Below are 21777 nucleotides of genomic sequence, written 5' to 3'. Positions count from 1 at the left end.
GTTAATATATAGAAAATGTGCAAAGGGGGCAGAAGGATTGGAAACAGTAAAAGTTGGCGGTGTGACACTTACCTGGTTATCAGGAGGAGTAACAAATTTAGATGGCGGGGCTATGTTTGGGGTTGTACCGAAAGGAATGTGGTCGAAGAAATACCCCTCCAATGAAAGAAATCAAATTGAATTACCAACGGATCCGATGTTCATTCAAATGGATGGGAAAAATTTCTTAGTTGAAACAGGAATTGGTAAAGGGAAATTATCAGAAAAACAATTAAGAAATTTCGGTGTAACGAAAGAATCAGAGTTGGATGAATCTTTAGCTAAGTTAGGTTTCCATCCAGAAGATATCGACTACGTCTTGATGACTCATTTGCATTTTGACCATGCAGGCGGCTTGACAAAACTAGAAAATGGACGATACGTTTCAGCCTTTCCCAATGCAAAAATCATTACATCACAAGAAGAATGGGATGAAATGCGTAACCCTAATATCCGCTCGAAAAATACATATTGGAAAGAAAACTGGGAAGCGATTGAATCGCAGGTAGTTCCTTTTGAAGAAAAATGGAACTTAGGGGCGTTGACCTTGGTTCATACCAGCGGTCATAGTAACGGACATTCCATCCTTATTATAGAGGATCGGGGAGAAATGTTGATTCATATGGCTGATCTGATGGCAACTCATGCCCATCAACCAGTGTTATGGGTGATGGCTTATGACGACTATCCGATGACATCGATTGCAGCAAAGGAAAAATGGCTTCCATACGGATTACGGAATCACGCATGGTTTAGTTTTTATCATGATGCTTTTTACCGGGCAGTGAAATGGGATACAGAAGGAAAGCAAATTGTTGAAAGTATTAAAAGAGAAAATTAAGTAAAAAAATAGCCGTAACCATTCAGGTACGGCTATTTTTACTATGAAACAAGTTCGTTGGACAAAGATCGAATATCCAAAAGGGTACCAGTTTGGGCATCGGCAATGAATTCGAATTGCTCAGTTGTCCCATTATTGTTTTTAGAAATACCGCCTTTATAGACGAGGTAATCGATGTGTTGTTTTTCATACGGCTCTGCTTCCATATGTATCCATGAACCATTGATTGGTCCATTCTTAGTAAATTGCTTTTTTACTTGTTCTAATACTTTTTCGGGCGATACATTTGTTCTACCATAAATGATTTCTTTGGCAGCATACCCGCTAATCAATCCGACCGCTGTACCAAGGAGAAATGACTTCCAATTCATAAAGGACCTCCCAAGGATAAAATTTGGAAAAGATAGGATTCTCTTCTCAGTATATCGTATTTAGGGATAGGAACATACTATTACAAATATTAAATTCAATTGATGGAAAGAGAACTCAAAGTTCTGTAAAATTATAATATACATAATTAAACCTGAGAAACCTAAAGGAGCTCAAAAAATGAACGATCAAACCTTAAAACTTTTTCAAACACTAACAGAACTTCCCGGTGCTCCCGGAAATGAACATTTGGTCAGAAAATTTATGAGAGAACAATTATCTCAATACGCAGATGAGCTTGTTCAAGATAATCTGGGCAGTATTTTTGGCATGAAAAGAGGAGAAGAGACAGGCCCGACGGTCATGGTTGCAGGTCATATGGATGAAGTAGGCTTCATGGTGACGGCGATTACGGAAAATGGCATGCTTCGCTTTCAGCCTCTTGGCGGCTGGTGGAGTCAAGTAATTCTTGCTCAGCGTGTTCAAGTGATGACCAATAATGGTCCAGTAATTGGTGTCGTTGGTTCGATACCTCCACATCTTTTAGACGATGCAAAGCGTAATAAACCAATGGAAATTAAAAATATGCTGATAGATATCGGCGCAGATAATCGTGAGGATGCCAAACGGATAGGGATTAAGCCAGGTCAGGCAATTCTGCCAATTTGTCCATTTACACCGATGGCTAATCCGAAAAAAATATTAGCCAAAGCATGGGATAACCGCTATGGTTGTGGTTTAGCTATTGAGTTACTGCAGGAATTAAAAGATGAGACTTTACCAAATACACTATTCTCAGGGGCAACAGTTCAAGAAGAGGTTGGTTTACGTGGTGCCCAAACTGCTGCTAATATGATAAACCCGGATATCTTTTTTGCACTTGATGCAAGTCCTGCAAATGATATGACAGGTGATAAGAATGAGTTTGGCCAATTAGGTAAAGGGGCATTGCTTCGCATCCTTGACCGGACAATGGTCACGCACCGCGGGATGAGAGAGTTTGTCCTTGATACAGCTGAAACGAATAAAATTCCTTACCAATATTTTGTTTCACAGGGAGGAACAGATGCCGGCCGGGTTCATCAATCAAATGAAGGTATTCCTAGTGCGGTTATTGGAATATGCTCACGTTATATTCATACCCATGCCTCAATCGTTCATGTGGATGATTATGCAGCTGCGAAAGAACTAATTGTTAAACTAGTCAAGGCGTGTGACAAAACAACGGTTGATACGATTAAAGCTAACAGTTAGGTTACCTTTTTAGGGGGGCATTTTTATGCTCCCTTTACTTTGTTAAAAGGAGTAAATATCATCATGAAAATTATCATTGGGTCAAAGAATCCTGCTAAAATTAGTGCGGTGAAAAATTGTTTTACTGAGGACCATGAGTTTGTTGACTTAGACATCCCATCAGGTGTTAATGAGCAGCCGTTTTCCGATGAGGAAACAATTAAAGGTGCTATTAATCGGGCAAAAGGTGCTTTAAACCTAGGAAGTGGTGATATTGGGATTGGACTTGAAGGAGGTGTACAAGAAACCAGTTACGGTTTATTTATATGTAACTGGGGAGCACTTGCAGCCAATGATGGAGAACCGATTATTGCCGGCGGGGCAAGGATCCCACTTCCGGAAGAAGTTGCGGTCCGATTAAGGGCGGGTGAAGAACTCGGACCAGTTATGGAAGATTATGCGAACAGTAAAAATGTAAGGAAACAAGAGGGTGCGGTTGGTATTTTTACTAACGGAATGGTAAATCGCACTGAAATGTTCACTCATGTTATGAACCTGTTAGTGGGACAATACAAAAGGGGCAGATGATTGGACTGAAAAGTAGTCTACTGCTATGATTTAAGAAGATAGCCATAAAAATGAGCAAAAGATTCTAACGGAGGCGTTGAATTTGAAGAATTTAGAGTCAGTTGAGCAATTTGAACAGCTGCGCGATCATGGAAAAACAATTTTCATGTTTTCAGCAGGCTGGTGTCCAGATTGTCGAATTATTGAGCCGATTTTACCAGAAATAGAATCAAAATTTAATGAGTATACATTTATTCATGTTGATCGAGATGAGTATATTGATATATGCCAACAATTAGATGTCTTCGGAATCCCAAGCTTTATCGCATTCGAAGACGGAAATGAACTAGGCCGATTCGTAAGCAAAGACCGAAAGACACAAGAAGAAATAGAAAACTTTATCTCAGGTTTAAAATAATTTTTGTACTCTGTTGATTGGAGCAGAAATCAACATACAAGTTTTAGCAGAACCAAAATTATGTAGAACTCTCCATCACTTTGAGATGGAGGGTTTTTCATGTAAAATAGAAAAGCAGCTCCTAAAATGGAGGAATTTAAAATGAAAATGGATAGCAGAAAAATGAAAACCGAATTAGAGAGACGCCTGGCTCGTAAAGATCGGGTGATTACCTATGATCGAGAGAAGGACCAATTGCGCTTTGAAAGCAAAGAGTCAGGAAAAGGTATAACAGTCGCTTTACCTGGGATTATTGCCAAATGGCATATCGAAAAGGAGAAAGCCATAGATGAAGTCGTTTATTATATTGAAGAAGGGCTTCGTGCGATGGAAGACACAGTTCAGTTAACCGATCATGAGAGGAAAATCTTCCCCGTCATTCGCTCCTCATCCTTCCCAAAGGAGGCAGAAGAGGGGGTGCCATTTTTAATTGACGAGCACACAGCTGAAACAAAAATTTATTATGCCTATGACCAAGGTAACACCTATCGGTTAATCGACTCTCGTATTATGGCAAAAGAGGGCTGGGAAGCAAACAGAATTAAGGAAATTGCTTTATTTAATGCCAGATCCCTTTCTACTCCCCTAAAAGAGGATCAAGTTGCAGGTAATAGCTTTTACTTTTTAAACACAAATGATGGATACGATGCGAGCCGGATCTTAAATAAGGTGTTCTTAAATGAATTCCAAAAGAAGATGACGGGGACAATGGTGCTAGCTGTTCCACACCAGGATGTGTTAATTATTGCTGATATTCGTAATGATCGAGGATATGATGTGATGGCACAGATGGCCATGAGCTTTTTTGCAAACGGTCATGTGCCAATAACAGCTTTATCATTTTTATATGAAAATGGTGAATTAGAACCCATTTTTATTTTAGGAAAAAACAAATAATTAAACATAGATGAAGGATCACATTCACAGTGATCTTTTTTCATTGAACTATTTTCACAGAGTGTATTTTGCCTCATTTATAAGAATTATGTCGATAAAATCTAAAAAACTGATAAAATAAAGTGATAGATTTAAAGTAGTTAGTAGAAAGAGTGATAGTTTTGAGCTGGTTCCAAAACCTATTTCAAAAATTAAGAAAAGAAGAAGATGATGAATTTGAGAGTTACTTAATACATAAACAAGAAGGCCAGCCGTTTCTAAACAAAAAAGAAAATTTTAAGGATTTAGAGACCAAGGTGTCCTATCAGTACCCAAAAGGCAGTAATCATCCTTTTCATCCGCCAAAACTTAAGGAAACACCAAAGGAAAAAGAACAAACATTACGACAAAAAAGAAAAAATTCCCATCCAGAACCGCCTAAGCGGATCATTAGGGAAAAGCCAGAAGTTCAAATGGTAAAACAGGAAATGCCCAAGAGAATCATTAAGGAAAAGCAAGAAGTTCAAACGGTAATTCAGGAAATGCCTAAACTTAAAAAAGAACCATCTCTGAAGAAGAACGGTACCTTCCAACCGACAGAAATTCCTTCTCCCGTTTTTGGGTTTAATCGGCCCAAGAATACGGATAAAATTGTCGAGCATGAATTAAGCCGCTTTTTAGAAGAGAATGAAGGAAGTCTGGTTGACAGTCCAACTGCTTCAGAAGTGATGACAACTGAAATAGAAATCACTAAACAATCAGAAATTGACATGGAAATTTTCGAAGTGGAAACAATTCCTGGAGAAATGATTCAAAAAGAAACCGTAGTAGAAGCACTTGATGAAGACTCATATGAAGAGGTTAAAGAATTAATAGCAGCAGCAAACGATTCAAATGATGCAGAAGAGGATTTACCTGAACTAGAGACCTTATTAGAACCAGAGTCCGAATCAGAACTAGAGATCATCTCAGAACCAGAGACTAACTCAGGATTAAAGATCATCTCAGAACCAGAGACCAACTCAGGATTAGAGGTCATCTCAGAACCAGAGGCCATCTCGGAACTAGAGGCCACACCAGAACCCACAGTACCAAAGCGTTCCCATTTGCCATTTAATGTGATGATGTTAAAACAAGATAAACAAAAATGGGAAGAGCGAAAGAGAAACAGTGGATTGGAAGCACAAGTTGTGCGGTCACAAGAACATGTACCTCCTGAACAAAATAACCAAGTGATTGACCTATTCCCAAAAAAGGAAGAAGTCATCCAAGATAAACCAGATGATACTGATTATGTGCTGCCAACATCTAGTTTGCTAAACCCTCCTGTGACAGTGGGGAATGATACGAAATGGTTATTAGAGCAAGAGGAAATATTAAACGAAACCTTAAAAAACTTTAATGTGGGCGCTAGTGTCGTTAATGTAACACAGGGTCCTTCAGTAACTCGTTTTGAAGTTCAGCCGGAGCCAGGTGTTAAGGTAAACAAAATTACCAATTTAACGGATGATATTAAGTTAAGCCTTGCTGCTAGAGATATTAGGATGGAGGCCCCCATCCCAGGAAAGCATACGATTGGGATTGAAGTTCCCAACCAAAAGTCACGTCCTGTATTCATTAACGAAATTATTCAAAGTAATACTTTCAAAGAATCTAGCTCTCCCTTAACAGCTGTGCTTGGTCTGGATATTGCCGGAAAGCCGATTGTCACAGACTTAAAGAAAATGCCGCACGGTTTGATTGCTGGTGCGACAGGATCAGGGAAGAGTGTGTGCATTAACACGATTTTAGTTAGCTTACTTTTTAAAGCCAGTCCTGAAGACTTAAAGCTATTATTAATTGACCCAAAAATGGTGGAACTCGCACCATACAACCGTATTCCGCATCTTGTCAGTCCAGTTATTACGGATGTTAAGGCGGCGACAGCTGCTTTAAAATGGGCGGTCGATGAAATGGAAAGACGCTACGAATTGTTTGCCCATACCGGTGTTCGTGACATTAATCGCTTTAACGAACTGGCAATAAAGCATAAACAGTATGCGGACAAACTTCCATTTATTGTGATTGTTATTGATGAATTAGCTGACTTAATGATGATGTCACCAGCAGATGTGGAAGAAGCTATTTGTAGAATTGCTCAAAAGGCAAGAGCGTGTGGGATTCATTTAATAGTCGCCACACAAAGGCCATCAGTGGATGTAATAACCGGCTTAATTAAAGCCAATATTCCTACCCGAATCGCCTTTTCTGTTTCTTCCCAAGTGGATTCACGCACAATCATAGATATTAGTGGGGCAGAAAAGTTACTCGGCCGCGGTGATATGCTATTTTTAGAAAATGGTTCATCTAAGCCTGTCCGTTTGCAGGGAACGTTTGTCTCGGATGAAGAAATTGATCTGGTCGTAGGTCATGTAAGGGAACAGCGAGAACCAGATTACTTGTTTGAGCAAGAGGAATTATTGAAAAAAGCTCAAGTATCGGAAACAGAAGATGAACTTTTTTATGAGGCCTGTGAATTTATCATTGACCAAGGCGGAGCATCAACATCAAGTCTGCAAAGGCGTTTTAAAATAGGCTATAATCGTGCGGCAAGATTGATGGATATGCTTGAGACTAGTGGCTATATCACTAGTGCAAATGGAAGCAAAGCGCGTGAAGTATTAATTACCCATGCAGATTTAGAATCGATTTTAGAGGCTAATGCAAATAATTAATTGATAGTATTCTTTCATGACTAGGACAAATAATATATAGTGAAATAACTAGTCAGAATCTAAAGAATTTGTTTACAAATAGTTTTTCAGTGTGATTAATGATATAATAATTAAATATGTTTTTTAGAGGTTATTGAAATTATAGTGTACAATAGCTCTCTGTTTTCTTGTTAGCAAATACAGACAGATGTCATATACTGTTCTACAGATAGACGTTGTTGGAGGTTCTTCTATGACTATTTACCATTTTGTCGGTATAAAGGGGTCTGGAATGAGTGCACTCGCACAAGTTCTACATGATATGAAATTTCAGGTGCAAGGCTCCGATGTCGAAAAGCGCTTTTTTACACAACTGGCCCTTGAGCAATCAGGGATTACGATTCTTCCTTTCCAAAAGGAAAATATCAAGCCAGGAATGACGATAATTGCAGGGAATGCTTTTCCGGATACACATGAGGAAATACAGGAAGCGATGAAACTTGGGCTTCCTATTGTGCGTTACCATCGCTTTTTGGGTGACTTTATGCAAAACTTTACAAGTGTGGCAGTTACTGGTGCGCACGGAAAGACGTCTACAACAGGCCTGCTTGCCCATGTGATGGAAGGAGCTAAGCCAACATCATTTTTAATTGGTGATGGGACTGGTAAAGGAAAAGAAGGCTCAGAATATTTTGTATTTGAAGCTTGTGAATACAGAAGGCACTTCTTGTCTTACTTCCCTGACTATGCAATTATGACGAATATAGATTTTGATCATCCTGATTATTTTGCAAATATTGATGATGTCTTTTCAGCGTTTCAAGAGATGGCCATCCAAGTGAAAAAAGGAATATTTGCTTATGGTGATGATGAACAGCTTCAGAAAATTCAGGCAAAGGTTCCCGTTTTGTTTTATGGTTTTGGCGATGAAAATGATTATCAAGCAAAAAATCTTGTGAAGACAACTACTGGAACGACGTTTGATGTCTTCATTCGTAATACATTCTATGACACATTTACTATTCCAACTTTCGGCGATCATAGTGTATTAAACGCACTTGCCGTTATCGGTTTGTGTCATTATGAAGAAATTAGTGTAGAAATAGTCAAGAACGAATTAATTACCTTTCAAGGTGTAAAGAGAAGGTTTTCAGAAAAAAGAATCGGTTCACAAATATTAATCGATGATTATGCCCATCATCCGACTGAAATTAAAGCAACAATTGATGCGGCAAAGCAAAAATATCCCGACCGTAAAATTGTGGCTGTATTCCAACCACATACTTTTTCGCGAACTCAAGCGTTTCTTGAAGACTTTGCCAAAAGTTTAAGAGAAGCAGATAAAGCCTATTTATGTGAGATTTTTGGGTCTGCTCGTGAAAATCATGGGAAACTAACCATCAAGGACCTTCAAGCAAGAATCGAAGGATCTGAAGTCATTACGGAAGAGCATACTTCGGTTTTAAATGACTATGACAATAGCGTCATTATTTTTATGGGTGCTGGTGACATTCAAAAGTTCCAGGAATCCTACGAAAAACAGTCAGCTAAATAAGAAAGAAAGGATGCCAGCAAGTTGTTGGCATCCTTTCTTTTATTTTAAGTTTTCCGGATTTAATACCTCTAACTCTGGAAGAACAAATAGGCCATCTTTTCGTATTAAGACATCGTCAAAATAGATTTCTCCTCCGCCATACTCCGGCCGTTGAATGTTAACCATATCCCAGTGGATATTGGAATGGTTGCCATTAAAGGCATCATCATAACATTGTCCAGGTGTAAAATGGAAGCTGCCAGCGATTTTTTCATCGAACAAGATATCTTGCATTGGATTAAGAATGAACGGATTAACGCCAATAGCAAATTCACCAATATAACGTGCACCTTCATCGGTATCGAAGATTTTATTAATCCGACTAGAATCATTGGATTCCGCTTCAACAATCTTCCCTTCTTTAAAGGTTAACTTCACATTTTCAAACGTAAACCCTTGGTATGGTGAAGGAGTGTTATACGTAATTACGCCATTGACTGAGTCGCGAACAGGAGCCGTATAAACCTCACCGTCAGGAATATTTAATCGTCCGGCACATTTTATGGCTGGTATATCCTTAATGGAAAAGCTAAGGTCAGTTCCTGGACCCGTGATTCGAACTTTGTCTGTTCGGTCCATTAGCTCTTTCAGACTATCCATTGCTTTATCCATTTTACCGTAATCAAGGTTACAAACATCAAAATAAAAGTCTTCAAATGCCTCTGTACTCATCTTAGCTAATTGAGCCATGGAAGAAGTTGGGTAGCGAAGAACAACCCATTTTGTCTTTGGAACACGAATGTCGCGATGAACTTTTTTACCAATCGTATTTCCGTGGATTTTCATTTTATCATCTGGGACATCGGATTGTTCACTGATGTTATCCCCGGAACGAAGGCCTATGTATGCATCCATTTTACTCATTACATTTGCTTCGAATTCGGCCATCATGTTATATTGCTCTTCTTGGGCTCCAAATAAGAGTGAGCGGTCTACCTGATGGTCCTTTAACAGCACAAAAGGGTATCCCCCCGCTAAGTAGGCTTCCTTTACGAGGGCGGTCACAAGCTCACGCTGCAGCCCGAAGTTCTCAATTAAAACCTTTTCTCCTTTTTGGAGCTGGACCGAATAATTAATTAAGTTTTTTGCTAGTTTTTCAATACGAGGATCTTTCATACTTTACGCCTCCAACAAAAAATAATGTTCTTACTAACATATTGTAACCGAATAAGCCTTAAAGTTGATAAATAAAACTATTGTAGCCCATACTTGTTGAAATTTTTTAAAGAAACGGCAGGAAAAGAGGACAAAAATATGGAAGTAGTATAAGATAATTAGCGAGGTTTATATCTTTCCATGATGGGATATACATATTGATAGGATTAAGGCGGAGGTGCACGATGCAAATAATTTTATACTTAAGCGTAGCCTTGATAGCAATCGCGTTTTTTGTGCTTGTCATCTTTTTATCGACAACGCTCAAATCATTTCAAGTTACACTTACAAGCGTTTCGAAAACTTTAGCAGGATTGGAAAAACAGTTGGATGGTGTAACAGCTGAGACAACCGTACTTTTACAAAAAACAAACGCATTAGCAGATGATCTCAAAGAGAAAACGGAAAGCTTAACAAGCGTTGTAGATGCGGTAAAAGATGTGGGTACAACAGTCAATAGATTCAATGGAACACTTAAAAATATTACAAAAACAGTGGATATCCAAGTTGAGGAAAGCAAAGAAAAAATTTCGCAAATTGTGCAATGGAGTAATGTCATTCTAGAATTGAAGGATAAATGGCAGGCAAGAAAGCAACAAAAAAGTGAGATAAGCGTAAATGAAGGTAAGAAGGTTAGATCCCATTAAGAACTAGAGGAGGAATTTGAAGATGTCAAATAGGGAATTTGATTCAAGAGAGACGAATCAAACTCGAAATGAGGAGTCATCCAATAGTTTTCTGCTTGGTGCAATTATTGGAGGAGTAGTTGGTGCTGCTGTTGCTCTCTTTCTGGCTCCCAAATCGGGAAAAGATCTGCGGAATACGTTTAGTAACCAAGCTGGGTCCATCATCGATAAGACATCGACAATGAAAGAAAATGTAATGAGCAAAAGTAATGAATTAGTCTCTAAGAGTTCCTCGCTGTCCCAAGGAATCGTCCTGCAATCTACAGGACTATTGGATAAGGTTAAAGGGAAAATAACAAACCAAGGCGAACGAGAGGACGAAACAGAATCAACCTATATTCCCATTCAGCCCTTGAAAGAAAAGAGCAAAGCAAAGAAATCCATCGAAATTGGACACTTAGATAGCACTGAAATAAGAAAAAAACTCGAGGAAGCGGAAAGGGCATTAGAAGAGGAAGAAAATAAGGTTAAGCTTTAAAAACATGGATGAATTGAATCAGTTTATTTGTGATAGAAACGGTGGAGTGATAAAATTACTTCACCGTTTATTTCATTTTTGGAGGAATGTACATATGTTAGAGAAAATTGATTCCATTGAACAATTTGATGAAGTATTGAAAAAGGAGAGTAAGTTCTTTCTCTTAAAGCACAGTTTAACATGTCCCATTAGCCATGCAGCATACAAGGAATATGAAAAGTTTGCAAATGAAAATCAGTCTGTACCCACTTATTTCCTTGCTGTTCAGGATTCTCGTCCATTGTCTAATGAGGTGGCTGAAAAATTCCAAATTAAACATGAATCACCGCAAACGATTCTATTTTCAAATGGGGAGCCATTATGGAATGCTTCCCACTGGAAAATTACAAACCGCTCCCTAACAGGTGCTATTGCTGAAAATCAATAAATTCATTAAAGTTTGTGGTAAATAAAGTGCAGATTTCGTTCTAATATTATACACGATGCTTTAGTGCTTAAAAGCGTTTAACCATTAAAGAAAAAATTAGTGACAAATAAAAACATATCCGATATAATAAGCCTAATTATAAAGATGAATATATTTGAATGTACACGTTAAGCTTTTCACAAAAGAACATATATGCATTCAGAACTTTTTAACGGAAGATCTGTTTAGCAAAGGAAAAGGCGGGGACGAAGGATGGGCAAAAAAATCGAATTAGAACAATTGAGGGCACGGGTCGATGAGCTAAACTTAGAATTGTTAAGATTAATTAATGAAAGGGCACAGCTGGTTCAGGATATTGGCCGAGTGAAAGAAAACCAAGGTGTGTACCGTTATGATCCAGTCCGTGAAAGAAAGATGCTTGATATTATTAAAGAGCATAATGATGGTCCTTTTGAAAATTCAACAATTGATCATATTTTTAAAGAGATTTTTAAAGCAGGTCTTGACCTCCAACAGGATGACCATAGTAAGGCATTGCTTGTTTCTAGAAAAAAACAGCCTGAAGATACCATTGTAACATTAAAAGGTGAAAAGATTGGCGATGGCAAGCCACACTTCGTATTTGGTCCGTGTGCAGTCGAATCATATGAACAAGTGGCAACAGTAGCGAAATCGATGCAAGAAAAAGGCTTAAAGCTTCTTCGTGGCGGAGCTTATAAGCCAAGGACATCTCCTTACGATTTCCAAGGGTTGGGGGTAGAAGGCTTAAAAATCCTAAAACGGGTTGCTAAGGAATTTGATATGGCCGTAATCAGTGAAATTGTCAGCCCTGCCGATATTGAAATGGCGATTGATTATATCGATGTCATCCAAATTGGGGCACGTAATATGCAGAACTTTGAATTGTTAAAAGCAGCGGGTTCTGTAAATAAACCTGTATTGTTAAAAAGAGGGATTGCGGCGACAATCGAAGAATTTATTAATGCGGCCGAGTACATTGCCTCACAGGGGAATAGCCAAATCATTCTTTGTGAACGAGGCATAAGGACTTATGAGCGCGCTACAAGAAACACTCTTGATATTTCAGCGGTACCAATTTTAAAACAAGAAACACATTTACCTGTCATGGTTGACGTAACTCACTCTACTGGCAGAAGAGACCTTTTATTACCATGTGCGAAAGCTGCTATTGCAATTGGTGCAGATGGTGTGATGGCTGAGGTACATCCAGACCCGGCCGTGGCGCTTTCCGATCAAAAGCAGCAAATGGATCTTAATCAGTTTGATAAATTCTATAACGAACTTCTCGCATCCAACTATGTTCGGGTTTAATTGTAAGAAATAGTAATAAAAACCTTCTGCATCTTCATTGCAGGAGGTTTTTTTGATATTATTTAGTATTTTTGCAAAAAATGTTGACAAATGCAATTGCGGCTTTTCCCTTCTTATCGTATGATTAAATACATATTAAAGATTGTTTACGTTCTCACAAACAAAAACAAAAAACAAATGATTAAGTTTATACAACCTGTTGTAAAATAATGAAAACAATGATCGTTTTAGGAGAGTGTGTATTAGGTGAATATAACAATTTATGATGTCGCAAGAGAAGCAAATGTTTCGATGGCTACGGTTTCCCGTGTAGTAAACGGAAATCCGAACGTTAAACCAGTAACACGGAAAAAAGTGTTAGAAGTGATTGAAAGACTAGGCTATCGTCCGAATGCTGTAGCAAGGGGATTGGCTAGTAAAAAAACAACCACTGTCGGGGTAATTATTCCCGATATCTCAAATATCTTTTTTGCAGAATTAGCTCGTGGGATCGAAGATATTGCCACAATGTATAAGTACAACATTATTTTAAGCAATTCAGATCAAAACAAAGACAAGGAATTACATTTGCTTAATACAATGCTTGGCAAACAAGTGGACGGGCTAGTATTCATGGGTGGCAATATCACAGCAGACCATGTCGAAGAATTTGAAAAATCACCTGTACCAATTGTGCTTGCGGGTTCAATTGAAGAATCCAACACAATACCTTCCGTAAATATTGATTATGAGGAAGCGGTATATGACTCCATCAAGGAATTTATTGAAAAAGGTCATAAGAATATTGCTTTTGTCGTGGGTCCACTTCATGAACCTAAGAATACAATCAAGAAACTTAGAGGGTACCAAAGGGCATTACAAGAAGCTGGCATTGCTTATAACGAGGAGCTTATCGTTGAAGGTGATTATACCTACGACTCTGGGATTGAAGCAATCGAAAGACTACTGGAAATCTCAGCTAGACCTACGGCGATCTTGGTTGGATCTGATGAAATGGCTCTTGGCGTTGTGCATGGTGCAGAGGACAAAGGTTATAAAATTCCTGAGGATTTTGAGATCATCACATCTGATAATACAAGGCTGTCACTGATGGTGCGTCCGCAATTAACAACCATCGTTCAGCCGTTATATGATATTGGAGCAGTTGCGATGCGACTTTTAACCAAATTGATGAACAAAGAAAAGGTATCAGATCAAATTGTGGTTCTTCCACACCGGATTGAACACCGTCGTTCAACAAAATAATTAAAAAGATGGGTTGACCAAACTTAGTCAACCCATCTTTTTATATTGACTCACTTTTTTGTTGGCTTCTAATTGGGTAAAGAGCTTTTTCGAGTGTTAATAAATTCTTTTCGGTAATCTCTGCTTTTCTCGGGATGGGGGTATATAAATTTTCTGGGTCATCCCATTCCTTTGGTAATGCCACTGGAGATTCTTTTTGCCAAGTATCTATCCATTCTTGAGGTAAACGGCCATAACAGTTTGAGTTTTCGGTCATCTCATGCCAAATTATAGCCCAGGCTCTTGGAACGACACGCCAAATATCATAGCCACCGCCGCCAACAGCAATCCATTTTCCGTTACAATATTGATGGGCGATTTCATGGGCTAGTCTAGGTATTTCCCGATAGGTTTTCATGGTTGAAGATAGATGTGTTAATGGGTCCAAATAGTGAGAATCTGCACCGTTTTGGGTAAGAATCACATCGGGTCTAAAAAAATCAGCTACTTCTCTAAGGGCATGTGTATAGGCGTAAAGCCAAGATTCATCTTCGGTAAAAGCATCAACGGGTATGTTAAATGAATAACCATAGCCCATCCCTTGACCGCGTTCATTTACATTGCCAGTGCCAGGGAATAAATATCTTCCTGTCTCATGGATGGACAGTGTGCATACCTTGGGATCATCGTAGAAGGACCATTGAACACCATCTCCATGATGAGCGTCAGTATCTACGTATAAAACACGAGCATTATATTTTTCCTGTAAATATTTGATGGCGACCGAACTGTCATTATACACGCAAAACCCAGACGCTTTTCCCCTGAATCCATGATGCAGCCCTCCGCCTAAATGGAGAGCATGCAGAGCCTTTCCAGTCATAACTTGATCGACGGCTGTTAATGTCCCTCCAACAAGTAAAGCGCTCGCTTCATGCATGTTAGGGAATATAGGGGTATCTTCTGTACCAAGTCCATAGTTTTCGGCTATTCCTGGAGATAATAGACCATTGCCTGCTTTTTTTACTGCTTCTATGTAATTTATGTCGTGAATTAAGGCTAGCTCTTCATCAGAGGCTATTCTTGGCGGGATGACATTTTCTGAATGAAGCGCATTCATCTTTTCTAATAAGTCCACTGTTAATTTAAGCCGGAATTGGTCAAAAGGATGTTGATTACTGAATTTGTATTTCAGAAGCTCATCTGAAAATACGAAGGAACACTTATCACTCATAGTGAAATCCCCGGCAGATTAGGCCAAAGTACGTGAAAACCCGCCTGTTTAAGATCTTGAATTAATAAAGTGGGATTCATTGTCTGTACTCTAATCACAAGTATTTTAAACTGATCATCCAACTTATCAGGGTAAACGAGGACACTCAGAATATTTGCATTCCGTTGCTTAATCACAGTGGTTATTTCACTAAGTTTACCGGCAAGATTAGGAACCTTGATTTCAATTTGAGAACCTGGCTGATGGGCACCCGTTAATTCCACCATTGTCCAAAGTAAATCGGTTTCAGTCACGATTCCGACTAATTCCCCATTATTGATGATAGGAAGACAACTGATTTTATGTTCATAAAAAACGCCAGCTACTTCCTCTACAAAATCTAAGGGATGACCGGTAATAACGTTTCGTTCCATAATTGAGTTAAGTGGTTTTTTTATATCTTCTGGATGCTCATTCGCATGGAAAATAGATGGAGTTGCTTCATGGATTTTTGCCACTGTTACAAGGCCCACTAAATGTTTTTCATGGTTGATAATAGGGATATGGCGTATTTTTCTTGATTCCATTAATTGAATGGCGTCTGCAATGGTATCTGTCGGAAGGAGTGTGGCGACATCTGTTTTCATAATTTGTTCTATTATCATTTGAACATCCTCCTTTTCTTAAGCATTTAACATTGAGTTAGTACATAAACCGGTTCATAAATCTGAGGCGGTCAAATTTTTGGATGGTTTCTTGATCGATCCTTTTCCCCATCCGTGCCATGAGACAGTTGGCAGGGTGCGAGCAAATTTCAGGATCATCGGTTGCATACCATTCAAGACCACCTGCATTCATCATTTTCTCCATAACTTTCCGGTACTCCCACACATTCAACTTGGTACTTTTTAAATCCCAGTGCCAATAATACTCTGTCGTGATAATGAGGTAATCTTCCATCGCATCATCCATCATGCCGACGATAAGAAGATTTTTACCCACAGAACAGCCCCTATATTTTGGAATGACTTCGATTGCGCCTAGTTCAATTAAATTTTCAATTTTGCCCTCTGACCATCGTTCAAGCGGATCAGGGTATAGGAAGGTCACATAGCCGACAATAGTATTTTGATGTCTGGCGATAATAATTCTGCCTTCTGGAAGGTTTGCTATTCCAATTAAGGCCTGATGCTGCTGCGGGGGCTGGCGGAATGCAACGAGGTCTTCATGGAAATCAAATCCTGCCAGTTTATCTGCATTAATGGGTCCTTCAATAATTATAGAACCATGGGGTGTTTTTAATTGTTTGGCATTGTATGTCTTTTTGTGTTCCATACGATCACCTACCTTGGGAAAATCCATCAATATTAATTCTATTATACATAAAATCTATCAATGATAAGTAACTTCACAAAATTTTCTGTAAGATAAAAATAATATTTTTCTAGGCATTTAGTAAGTAAAAATAAAAAATGTATATAATTTACTTTTTAAAAAATTGCGAATAGTATATATTTGTACTATAGTAATTTTAAAATAAGTTCAAAGGGGGAGATTGAATGAAAGTGGAAGCGTTACCAGTCGTACAAGGGGATCATAATCTAGTAAATTATCAAGAAAAGTATAGGGATTTTGATTGGAAAGAAACGGAAGGGGAATTTACATGGAGTGAAACAGGTCTTGTCAACATGGCTTATGAGGCCATCGACCGTCACGCGAAAACCTTCCGGAAAAATAAAGTAGCCCTATATTATCGAGATGGTTCAAGAAATGAAAAGTATACTTTTAAGGAAATGAAAGAACTATCAAACAAAGCGGGCAATGTTTTAAAAACATTCGGGGATGTCGATAAAGGCGACCGTGTCTTTATTTTTATGCCGCGCTCTCCTGAACTTTATTTTACGGTATTAGGTGCCATCAAACTTGGGGCAATTGTTGGACCATTATTTGAGGCATTTATGGAAGGGGCTGTCAGGGACCGCTTGCAAGACAGTGAGGCGAAGGTTTTAGTTACCACCCCTGAACTGTTGGAACGTGTACCTGTTCAAGAGCTGCCAGCTCTTAAGTCTATTTTCCTTATTGGTGGGAATGTAGATGAACAAGGACCATACATTGACTTTCTGAAAAAATTTGAATCTGCAAGTAAAGATCTTCAAATTGAATGGGTAGACAGAACCGATGGTCTCATCCTGCATTATACATCCGGGTCTACTGGGAAACCAAAGGGCGTACTGCATGTACATAATGCCATGATTCAGCATTATCAAACAGCAAAATGGGTGCTCGATTTAAAAGAAGACGACGTATACTGGTGTACAGCTGACCCAGGCTGGGTAACAGGGACAACATACGGAATCTTTGGACCATGGCTTACAGGAACATCAAATGTGATTGTAGGAGGGCGGTTTAGTCCAGAAGCTTGGTATCAAATGATTGAAGACTTTGGAGTAACGGTCTGGTACAGCGCACCAACGGCGTTCCGGATGTTAATGGGTGCAGGTGATGAGTTGGTGAAGAAATTCAACTTAAGCAGCCTCCGCCACGTCCTGAGTGTTGGAGAGCCTTTAAACCCAGAGGTAGTTAAATGGGGGGCAAAAGTATTCAACAAGCGCATTCATGATAACTGGTGGATGACAGAAACTGGTGCGCAGCTGATTAGTAATTATCCTTGTATGGAAATTAAGCCTGGTTCCATGGGGAAACCAATTCCAGGTGTAGAGGCAGCGATTGTTGATAATCAAGGAAACGAACTGCCTCCATACCGGATGGGGAACCTTGCGATTAAAAAGGGCTGGCCTTCCATGATGCATACAATTTGGAATAACCCTGAGAAATATGAATCTTACTTTATGCCAGGTGACTGGTATGTCTCAGGCGATTCAGCTTACATGGACGAGGATGGCTATTTCTGGTTCCAAGGCCGTGTAGATGATGTCATTATGACTTCAGGTGAGCGTGTTGGACCGTTTGAAGTAGAAAGCAAGCTTGTCGAGCATCCTGCCGTTGCAGAAGCTGGCGTCATCGGTAAACCAGACCCAGTTCGCGGGGAAATCATTAAGGCGTTTATAGCACTACGGGACGGTTACTCAGCTACAGACGAACTAAAAGAAGATATCCGTCAGTTTGTCAAAAAAGGACTAGCCGCTCACGCTGCTCCACGTGAAATTGACTTCCGTGATAAACTGCCAAAAACAAGAAGCGGTAAGATCATGAGACGGGTTCTAAAGGCGTGGGAACTAAACCTTCCAACTGGTGATCTTTCTACGATGGAAGATTAAAAACCAGCCGAACAATAGGAAAATAATAAAACGCACCGACACATTGCTGTCGGTGCGTTTTAATTATTTACGGCGTTGGTGGATTAGTCGGTTGATTCGGTTGATTCGGCTGAGTTGGAACGTTTGGGTCATTCGGTACAACGGGGATCGTTGGTTCCGTTGGTTCCGTTGGTATAATCACTCCTGCATCGACTAAATTCGATGGAGCAGACTCCCTGCCGGCAATATCAACTGCTGTTACATAGAAAGATCCGGTCCCCACTTTAAATGACCGCTTAGAACCATTGACTACACTTCCTACTTTTTTAGCACTTGCCCCACCTTGATAGATGCGGTAACCAACAACATCCTTATCCCCTGAGGCTGACCATGATAAGGTATTTCCTTTTGCGTTTACGCTAACACTAGCAGGAGTTTTTCCGTTATCGTACATTCTTGCGGTTGAAACAAGAATTTTTCCCCAACGATCCTTCTGTGGAATCAGTTGACTATAATTGTGGAAGTTACTTCCAACAATCCGCTTAATAAAATCAGGATTTAATATGAGACCAAATTGGGAAAACTCTTTTGGTGTAGAGTCTAAGGCTAAATATTTTTTGTTACCTACAGTGACATAGTTTGCTTCAATTAAGCTATCGTCGACTTTTGTAGGTACATTATTGACATTAAAGTAATCACTTTCGATTAAACCTGCTTTTGAACAAGCTTTAGATGGAAGCATTCCTGAAACAGCACAATAGGAGCGTTTCACGATTCCTTTTGGCATTTTAAATGACTTGTCTGGATCAATTAAATCTGGCCTAATTTTATAGGCAGCGTTCATTAACTTTGCCCATAAGTTATTGGTCCGTGCACTATAAGACATTCCAGATGTCTGAAGCGATTTTGGTGTATCATATCCTCTCCAAAGACCAAAGGTGACATTAGGGTTTGAAGCAACAAACCAGGAGTCAATATATTGATTTCCTGTTCCTGTTTTCCCTGCCCAGTCGCTGCTAAAGTTTAACTGGCTTCTAACACCTGCTGCCGTCCCCATTTTAACAACGTCTCGCATCATATCGAGGGTTAAATAAGCTGTTTGAGGTTTAAAGACTTTAACGGGTGTTACCTGATGCTGATAGATAACCTTGCCATTTTTATCAACAATTTTATCAATCATATAAGCATCAATAAATTTACCATTGTTAGCGAAGGTGCTGAATGCATTGGTATTTTCTTCAATTGTTACCCCATTTGTCATCGAGCCAATCGAGGTAGCTAGATTTGTATAATCGTCTTTTCGTAAAGAGGTAAATCCCATTTTTTCAAGATACTTGGCAGGACGCTGCTCGACTATACTCTTGTATAGTTTAACAGCAGGAACGTTATAAGATTTCGCCAGAGCATATCGTGCTGAAACCAATCCGCTATAGCGATAGTCATAGTTTTGCGGCCATGGATCACTTCTGCCGGGCGCTAAAGCTAATGCTACGTTTGGCAGCGGTGTGCCTGGAGCTGCTTTTCCTAACTCAATCGCAGGTGCATACACTAGAAGCGGTTTCATTGTGGAGCCGTTTTGTCGAATGGCATTGGTTGCGTGATTAAGCTGTTGATCATCATAATTCCTTCCAGCCACAAAACTGATAATTTTTCCAGTTTTGTTTTCAATCAGCTCTGCTCCCACCTCAGCAGGTTCCATAACAGTTTTGACCTCTCCAGTTTCTGGATCCTTTTTTTCTTGAGGTTTATCAGGTCCGTAATATTGATAATTATCTTTTACCTTCTGCATAGCATCATAGATTTTTTTGTCAATCGTCGAATGAATCTTGTATCCATTTTGACGCAAAGCATTTCTAGCTAAAATTTGATATTTATAAGCGAGATTATCATCGTTCTTTAACTCTTTTTCTGAAATCCCATCATTTTTCGCTAAGACGGTAGTTAAAACTTCAGTGGAACGCTTTTCAATTTCGACTGTTAGCCAAGGATATTTTTCGAGTGGATTTGCGACAGGTTTGATAAAATCCTTCTTAATATCATAGGCAGAGGCCTCTGTATACTGCTTTTGGGTGATATAGCCACCATCAAACATTCTTTTTAGGACCGTTTGCATCCTTGTAAGACCTGGTTCAAGATATTTTGGTTCTTTTATCGTCCCTTCTCTTGTGAAAGGCGTATATCCGAATGGGCTTTGAGGCAATCCTGCAATGAAGGCTGCTTGTGGTAGTGTTAAATCACTTGCCTTTTTACCAAAGATTCCTTTTGCCGCTGCTTGGACACCAGCAATATTTCGTCCTGACGAGTTTCTTCCTAACGTAGACACGTTTAGATAAGCTTCCAAAATTTCCTTTTTATCAAAAAATTTCTCTAAACGAAGGGCAAGTAATATTTCACTCGCTTTTCTTTGAAATGAAACTTCATTGGTTAAAATTTGATTTTTAATTAATTGCTGTGTTAAGGTACTACCGCCGGATTGTACCGCGGAGTTTGTCACTTCTTGGAAGACTGCCCGAAATACGGCTTTTGGTACGACACCTTTATGTTTGTAGAAGTATTCGTCTTCAGTCGCAACAACTGCGTTCACCAAATAATCGGATACATCTTCTAGCTTTACTTCTTCTCGTTCTAAATCTGTACGGAGTTTTCCAAGATATTTATTATCAGCAAAATATAACTCAGATGTTTCCGTGTAGTTATAAATGTCCTTTTTCATGCTGTCATAGGATCGGACAGGTTCATCTTTAACAAGTGAGGCAAAATAACCAGCACCGACACCTGTTGCAAATGATCCACCCAGAATTACTACTGTTAGTACAAGGAGAAACAGATTCCAAACGACTTGATATGTGATTCTTGCACTTTTAACCGTTTTTCTATGGGTAAATATGTTCAGTACGGATTTTGATTTTTCGAGCCATGCTTGTAATTTTTCAACCATCTATAGTATCACCTCATCTAAAATCACATACATTATAGCATATCAAAGGTATAAAAACTGACAAAGTTCTACATTATCTGAAATTTCCAGTTGTGTTTGACAAGTAACTATAATTATGGTAAAAAAAGCTATACATTAATTTAATAAAAAGCTATGAAGGGAACCAACTGTAGTTCTTCTATCCCTGTTTGTAGAGAGTCAGCGGTGGTGCAAGCTGATACATATAGAAGAATGAATTACGTCCTTGAGCTTTCTCTGTGAAGATTGATTGACAGTAGTGGAGAACGGTCTAAACCGTTAATTTTATGAGTTGGAGGAATGTTCCTATTCCTCAAGCTGGGTGGTACCGCGTAAATTTACGTCCCTGCATTTTGCAGGGGCGTTTTTATTTTTTTACA

Annotated in this window: 18 protein-coding genes, 1 pseudogene and 1 other annotated feature; of the genes and pseudogenes, 13 read left to right on the top strand and 6 right to left on the bottom strand. The window is 39.1% G+C overall.

Translation table 11 applies throughout. The features are described from left to right. Nucleotides 1-37 precede the first annotated feature (37 nt). A complete protein-coding gene (locus AC4QJR_RS22245; RefSeq protein ID WP_496524208.1) occupies nt 38-880 on the top strand; it encodes a YtnP family quorum-quenching lactonase in 843 nt (280 codons plus the stop codon). Nucleotides 881-921: 41 nt separating this feature from the next. Here AC4QJR_RS22245 and AC4QJR_RS22240 read toward each other — a convergent pair whose 3' ends face one another. Beyond that, nucleotides 922-1251: a PepSY domain-containing protein gene (locus tag AC4QJR_RS22240; protein WP_375376946.1), complete on the bottom strand. Its 330-nt coding sequence runs from the start codon at nt 1249-1251 to the stop codon at nt 922-924. Nucleotides 1252-1429: 178 nt separating this feature from the next. Here AC4QJR_RS22240 and AC4QJR_RS22235 point away from each other — a divergent pair, with 178 nt between their 5' ends. The 6 genes and pseudogenes from AC4QJR_RS22235 (at nt 1430) to murC (ending at nt 8630) form a co-directional block, all read left to right on the top strand. Next, the gene (locus AC4QJR_RS22235; RefSeq protein ID WP_098574553.1) at nt 1430-2503 is read left to right on the top strand and encodes a M42 family metallopeptidase; all 1074 of its coding nucleotides are present in this window, start codon (nt 1430-1432) and stop codon (nt 2501-2503) included. A 63-nt stretch (nt 2504-2566) separates the two neighbouring features. Continuing rightward, on the top strand, nt 2567-3070 hold the full coding sequence (locus AC4QJR_RS22230; protein WP_496524207.1) for a DUF84 family protein: 504 nt from the start codon (nt 2567-2569) through the stop codon (nt 3068-3070). 58 nt (nt 3071-3128) lie between these two features. Beyond that, nucleotides 3129-3467: pseudogene (locus tag AC4QJR_RS22225) on the top strand (thioredoxin family protein); the annotation flags it as partial. Nucleotides 3468-3614: 147 nt separating this feature from the next. Continuing rightward, complete coding sequence (locus AC4QJR_RS22220; RefSeq protein WP_375376963.1) at nt 3615-4403, top strand: DUF1444 domain-containing protein; 789 nt, start codon at nt 3615-3617, stop codon at nt 4401-4403. A 161-nt stretch (nt 4404-4564) separates the two neighbouring features. Further along, the gene (locus AC4QJR_RS22215; protein ID WP_496524206.1) at nt 4565-7096 is read left to right on the top strand and encodes a DNA translocase FtsK; all 2532 of its coding nucleotides are present in this window, start codon (nt 4565-4567) and stop codon (nt 7094-7096) included. A 232-nt stretch (nt 7097-7328) separates the two neighbouring features. Then, the gene (gene murC, locus AC4QJR_RS22210) at nt 7329-8630 is read left to right on the top strand and encodes a UDP-N-acetylmuramate--L-alanine ligase (RefSeq protein WP_098574549.1); all 1302 of its coding nucleotides are present in this window, start codon (nt 7329-7331) and stop codon (nt 8628-8630) included. Between the two features lie 39 nt (nt 8631-8669). On the opposite strand, the gene AC4QJR_RS22205 is transcribed toward murC, so the two are convergent. Then, nucleotides 8670-9785, bottom strand: coding sequence for an aminopeptidase (locus tag AC4QJR_RS22205; RefSeq protein WP_098574548.1), 1116 nt, complete (start codon nt 9783-9785; stop codon nt 8670-8672). Between the two features lie 224 nt (nt 9786-10009). Between AC4QJR_RS22205 and AC4QJR_RS22200 the strand changes: the two genes are divergently transcribed. The 5 genes from AC4QJR_RS22200 (at nt 10010) to ccpA (ending at nt 13992) form a co-directional block, all read left to right on the top strand. Beyond that, nucleotides 10010-10471, top strand: a complete 462-nt coding sequence (locus tag AC4QJR_RS22200) for a DUF948 domain-containing protein (protein ID WP_496524205.1) — start codon at nt 10010-10012, stop codon at nt 10469-10471. 22 nt (nt 10472-10493) lie between these two features. Beyond that, a complete protein-coding gene (locus tag AC4QJR_RS22195) occupies nt 10494-10988 on the top strand; it encodes a YtxH domain-containing protein (RefSeq protein ID WP_251460197.1) in 495 nt (164 codons plus the stop codon). Between the two features lie 94 nt (nt 10989-11082). Further along, nucleotides 11083-11415, top strand: a complete 333-nt coding sequence (gene ytxJ, locus AC4QJR_RS22190) for a bacillithiol system redox-active protein YtxJ (RefSeq protein ID WP_098574544.1) — start codon at nt 11083-11085, stop codon at nt 11413-11415. A gap of 252 nt (nt 11416-11667) precedes the next feature. Next, nucleotides 11668-12747, top strand: coding sequence for a bifunctional 3-deoxy-7-phosphoheptulonate synthase/chorismate mutase (locus AC4QJR_RS22185; protein WP_098574541.1), 1080 nt, complete (start codon nt 11668-11670; stop codon nt 12745-12747). Between the two features lie 246 nt (nt 12748-12993). Further along, the gene (gene ccpA / locus AC4QJR_RS22180) at nt 12994-13992 is read left to right on the top strand and encodes a catabolite control protein A (RefSeq protein ID WP_496524204.1); all 999 of its coding nucleotides are present in this window, start codon (nt 12994-12996) and stop codon (nt 13990-13992) included. 40 nt (nt 13993-14032) lie between these two features. Here the strand turns inward: ccpA and AC4QJR_RS22175 are convergent, their stop codons facing one another. Genes AC4QJR_RS22175 through AC4QJR_RS22165 form a run of 3 tightly spaced genes read right to left on the bottom strand, consistent with a single transcriptional unit; the run spans nt 14033 to nt 16519 of the window. Next, nucleotides 14033-15205 (bottom strand): acetoin utilization protein AcuC, encoded by a 1173-nt coding sequence (locus tag AC4QJR_RS22175; protein ID WP_098574538.1) that lies wholly within the window; start codon nt 15203-15205, stop codon nt 14033-14035. Next, entirely contained in the window at nt 15202-15849 is a 648-nt protein-coding gene (locus tag AC4QJR_RS22170) for an acetoin utilization AcuB family protein (protein ID WP_098574535.1), read from the bottom strand. The genes AC4QJR_RS22175 and AC4QJR_RS22170 overlap by 4 nt, the downstream gene beginning before the upstream one ends. A 37-nt stretch (nt 15850-15886) precedes the next feature. Further along, on the bottom strand, nt 15887-16519 hold the full coding sequence (locus tag AC4QJR_RS22165) for a GNAT family N-acetyltransferase (RefSeq protein WP_496524203.1): 633 nt from the start codon (nt 16517-16519) through the stop codon (nt 15887-15889). Nucleotides 16520-16743: 224 nt separating this feature from the next. On the opposite strand from AC4QJR_RS22165, the gene acsA reads away from it, so the two are divergent. After that, nucleotides 16744-18462: an acetate--CoA ligase gene (gene acsA / locus AC4QJR_RS22160; protein WP_496524202.1), complete on the top strand. Its 1719-nt coding sequence runs from the start codon at nt 16744-16746 to the stop codon at nt 18460-18462. Nucleotides 18463-18529: 67 nt separating this feature from the next. On the opposite strand, the gene AC4QJR_RS22155 is transcribed toward acsA, so the two are convergent. Then, a complete protein-coding gene (locus AC4QJR_RS22155) occupies nt 18530-21379 on the bottom strand; it encodes a transglycosylase domain-containing protein (protein WP_496524201.1) in 2850 nt (949 codons plus the stop codon). A 144-nt stretch (nt 21380-21523) separates the two neighbouring features. Beyond that, nucleotides 21524-21748: a binding site (T-box leader), on the top strand. Nucleotides 21749-21777: the final 29 nt, after the last annotated feature.

It is taken from the genome of Neobacillus sp. BP17 (assembly GCF_059579525.1).
This window is presented reverse-complemented; position numbering and strand designations above follow the sequence as displayed.

Coding starts and splice junctions, on each gene's coding strand:
- AC4QJR_RS22240 (WP_375376946.1), bottom strand. CDS start 1,251: ATGAATTGGAAGTCATTTCTCCTTGGTACAGCGGTCGGATTGATTAGC.
- AC4QJR_RS22235 (WP_098574553.1), top strand. CDS start 1,430: ATGAACGATCAAACCTTAAAACTTTTTCAAACACTAACAGAACTTCCC.
- AC4QJR_RS22230 (WP_496524207.1), top strand. CDS start 2,567: ATGAAAATTATCATTGGGTCAAAGAATCCTGCTAAAATTAGTGCGGTG.
- AC4QJR_RS22220 (WP_375376963.1), top strand. CDS start 3,615: ATGGATAGCAGAAAAATGAAAACCGAATTAGAGAGACGCCTGGCTCGT.
- murC (WP_098574549.1), top strand. CDS start 7,329: ATGACTATTTACCATTTTGTCGGTATAAAGGGGTCTGGAATGAGTGCA.
- AC4QJR_RS22205 (WP_098574548.1), bottom strand. CDS start 9,785: ATGAAAGATCCTCGTATTGAAAAACTAGCAAAAAACTTAATTAATTAT.
- AC4QJR_RS22200 (WP_496524205.1), top strand. CDS start 10,010: ATGCAAATAATTTTATACTTAAGCGTAGCCTTGATAGCAATCGCGTTT.
- AC4QJR_RS22195 (WP_251460197.1), top strand. CDS start 10,494: ATGTCAAATAGGGAATTTGATTCAAGAGAGACGAATCAAACTCGAAAT.
- ytxJ (WP_098574544.1), top strand. CDS start 11,083: ATGTTAGAGAAAATTGATTCCATTGAACAATTTGATGAAGTATTGAAA.
- AC4QJR_RS22185 (WP_098574541.1), top strand. CDS start 11,668: ATGGGCAAAAAAATCGAATTAGAACAATTGAGGGCACGGGTCGATGAG.
- AC4QJR_RS22175 (WP_098574538.1), bottom strand. CDS start 15,205: ATGAGTGATAAGTGTTCCTTCGTATTTTCAGATGAGCTTCTGAAATAC.
- AC4QJR_RS22170 (WP_098574535.1), bottom strand. CDS start 15,849: ATGATAATAGAACAAATTATGAAAACAGATGTCGCCACACTCCTTCCG.
- AC4QJR_RS22165 (WP_496524203.1), bottom strand. CDS start 16,519: ATGGAACACAAAAAGACATACAATGCCAAACAATTAAAAACACCCCAT.
- acsA (WP_496524202.1), top strand. CDS start 16,744: ATGAAAGTGGAAGCGTTACCAGTCGTACAAGGGGATCATAATCTAGTA.
- AC4QJR_RS22155 (WP_496524201.1), bottom strand. CDS start 21,379: ATGGTTGAAAAATTACAAGCATGGCTCGAAAAATCAAAATCCGTACTG.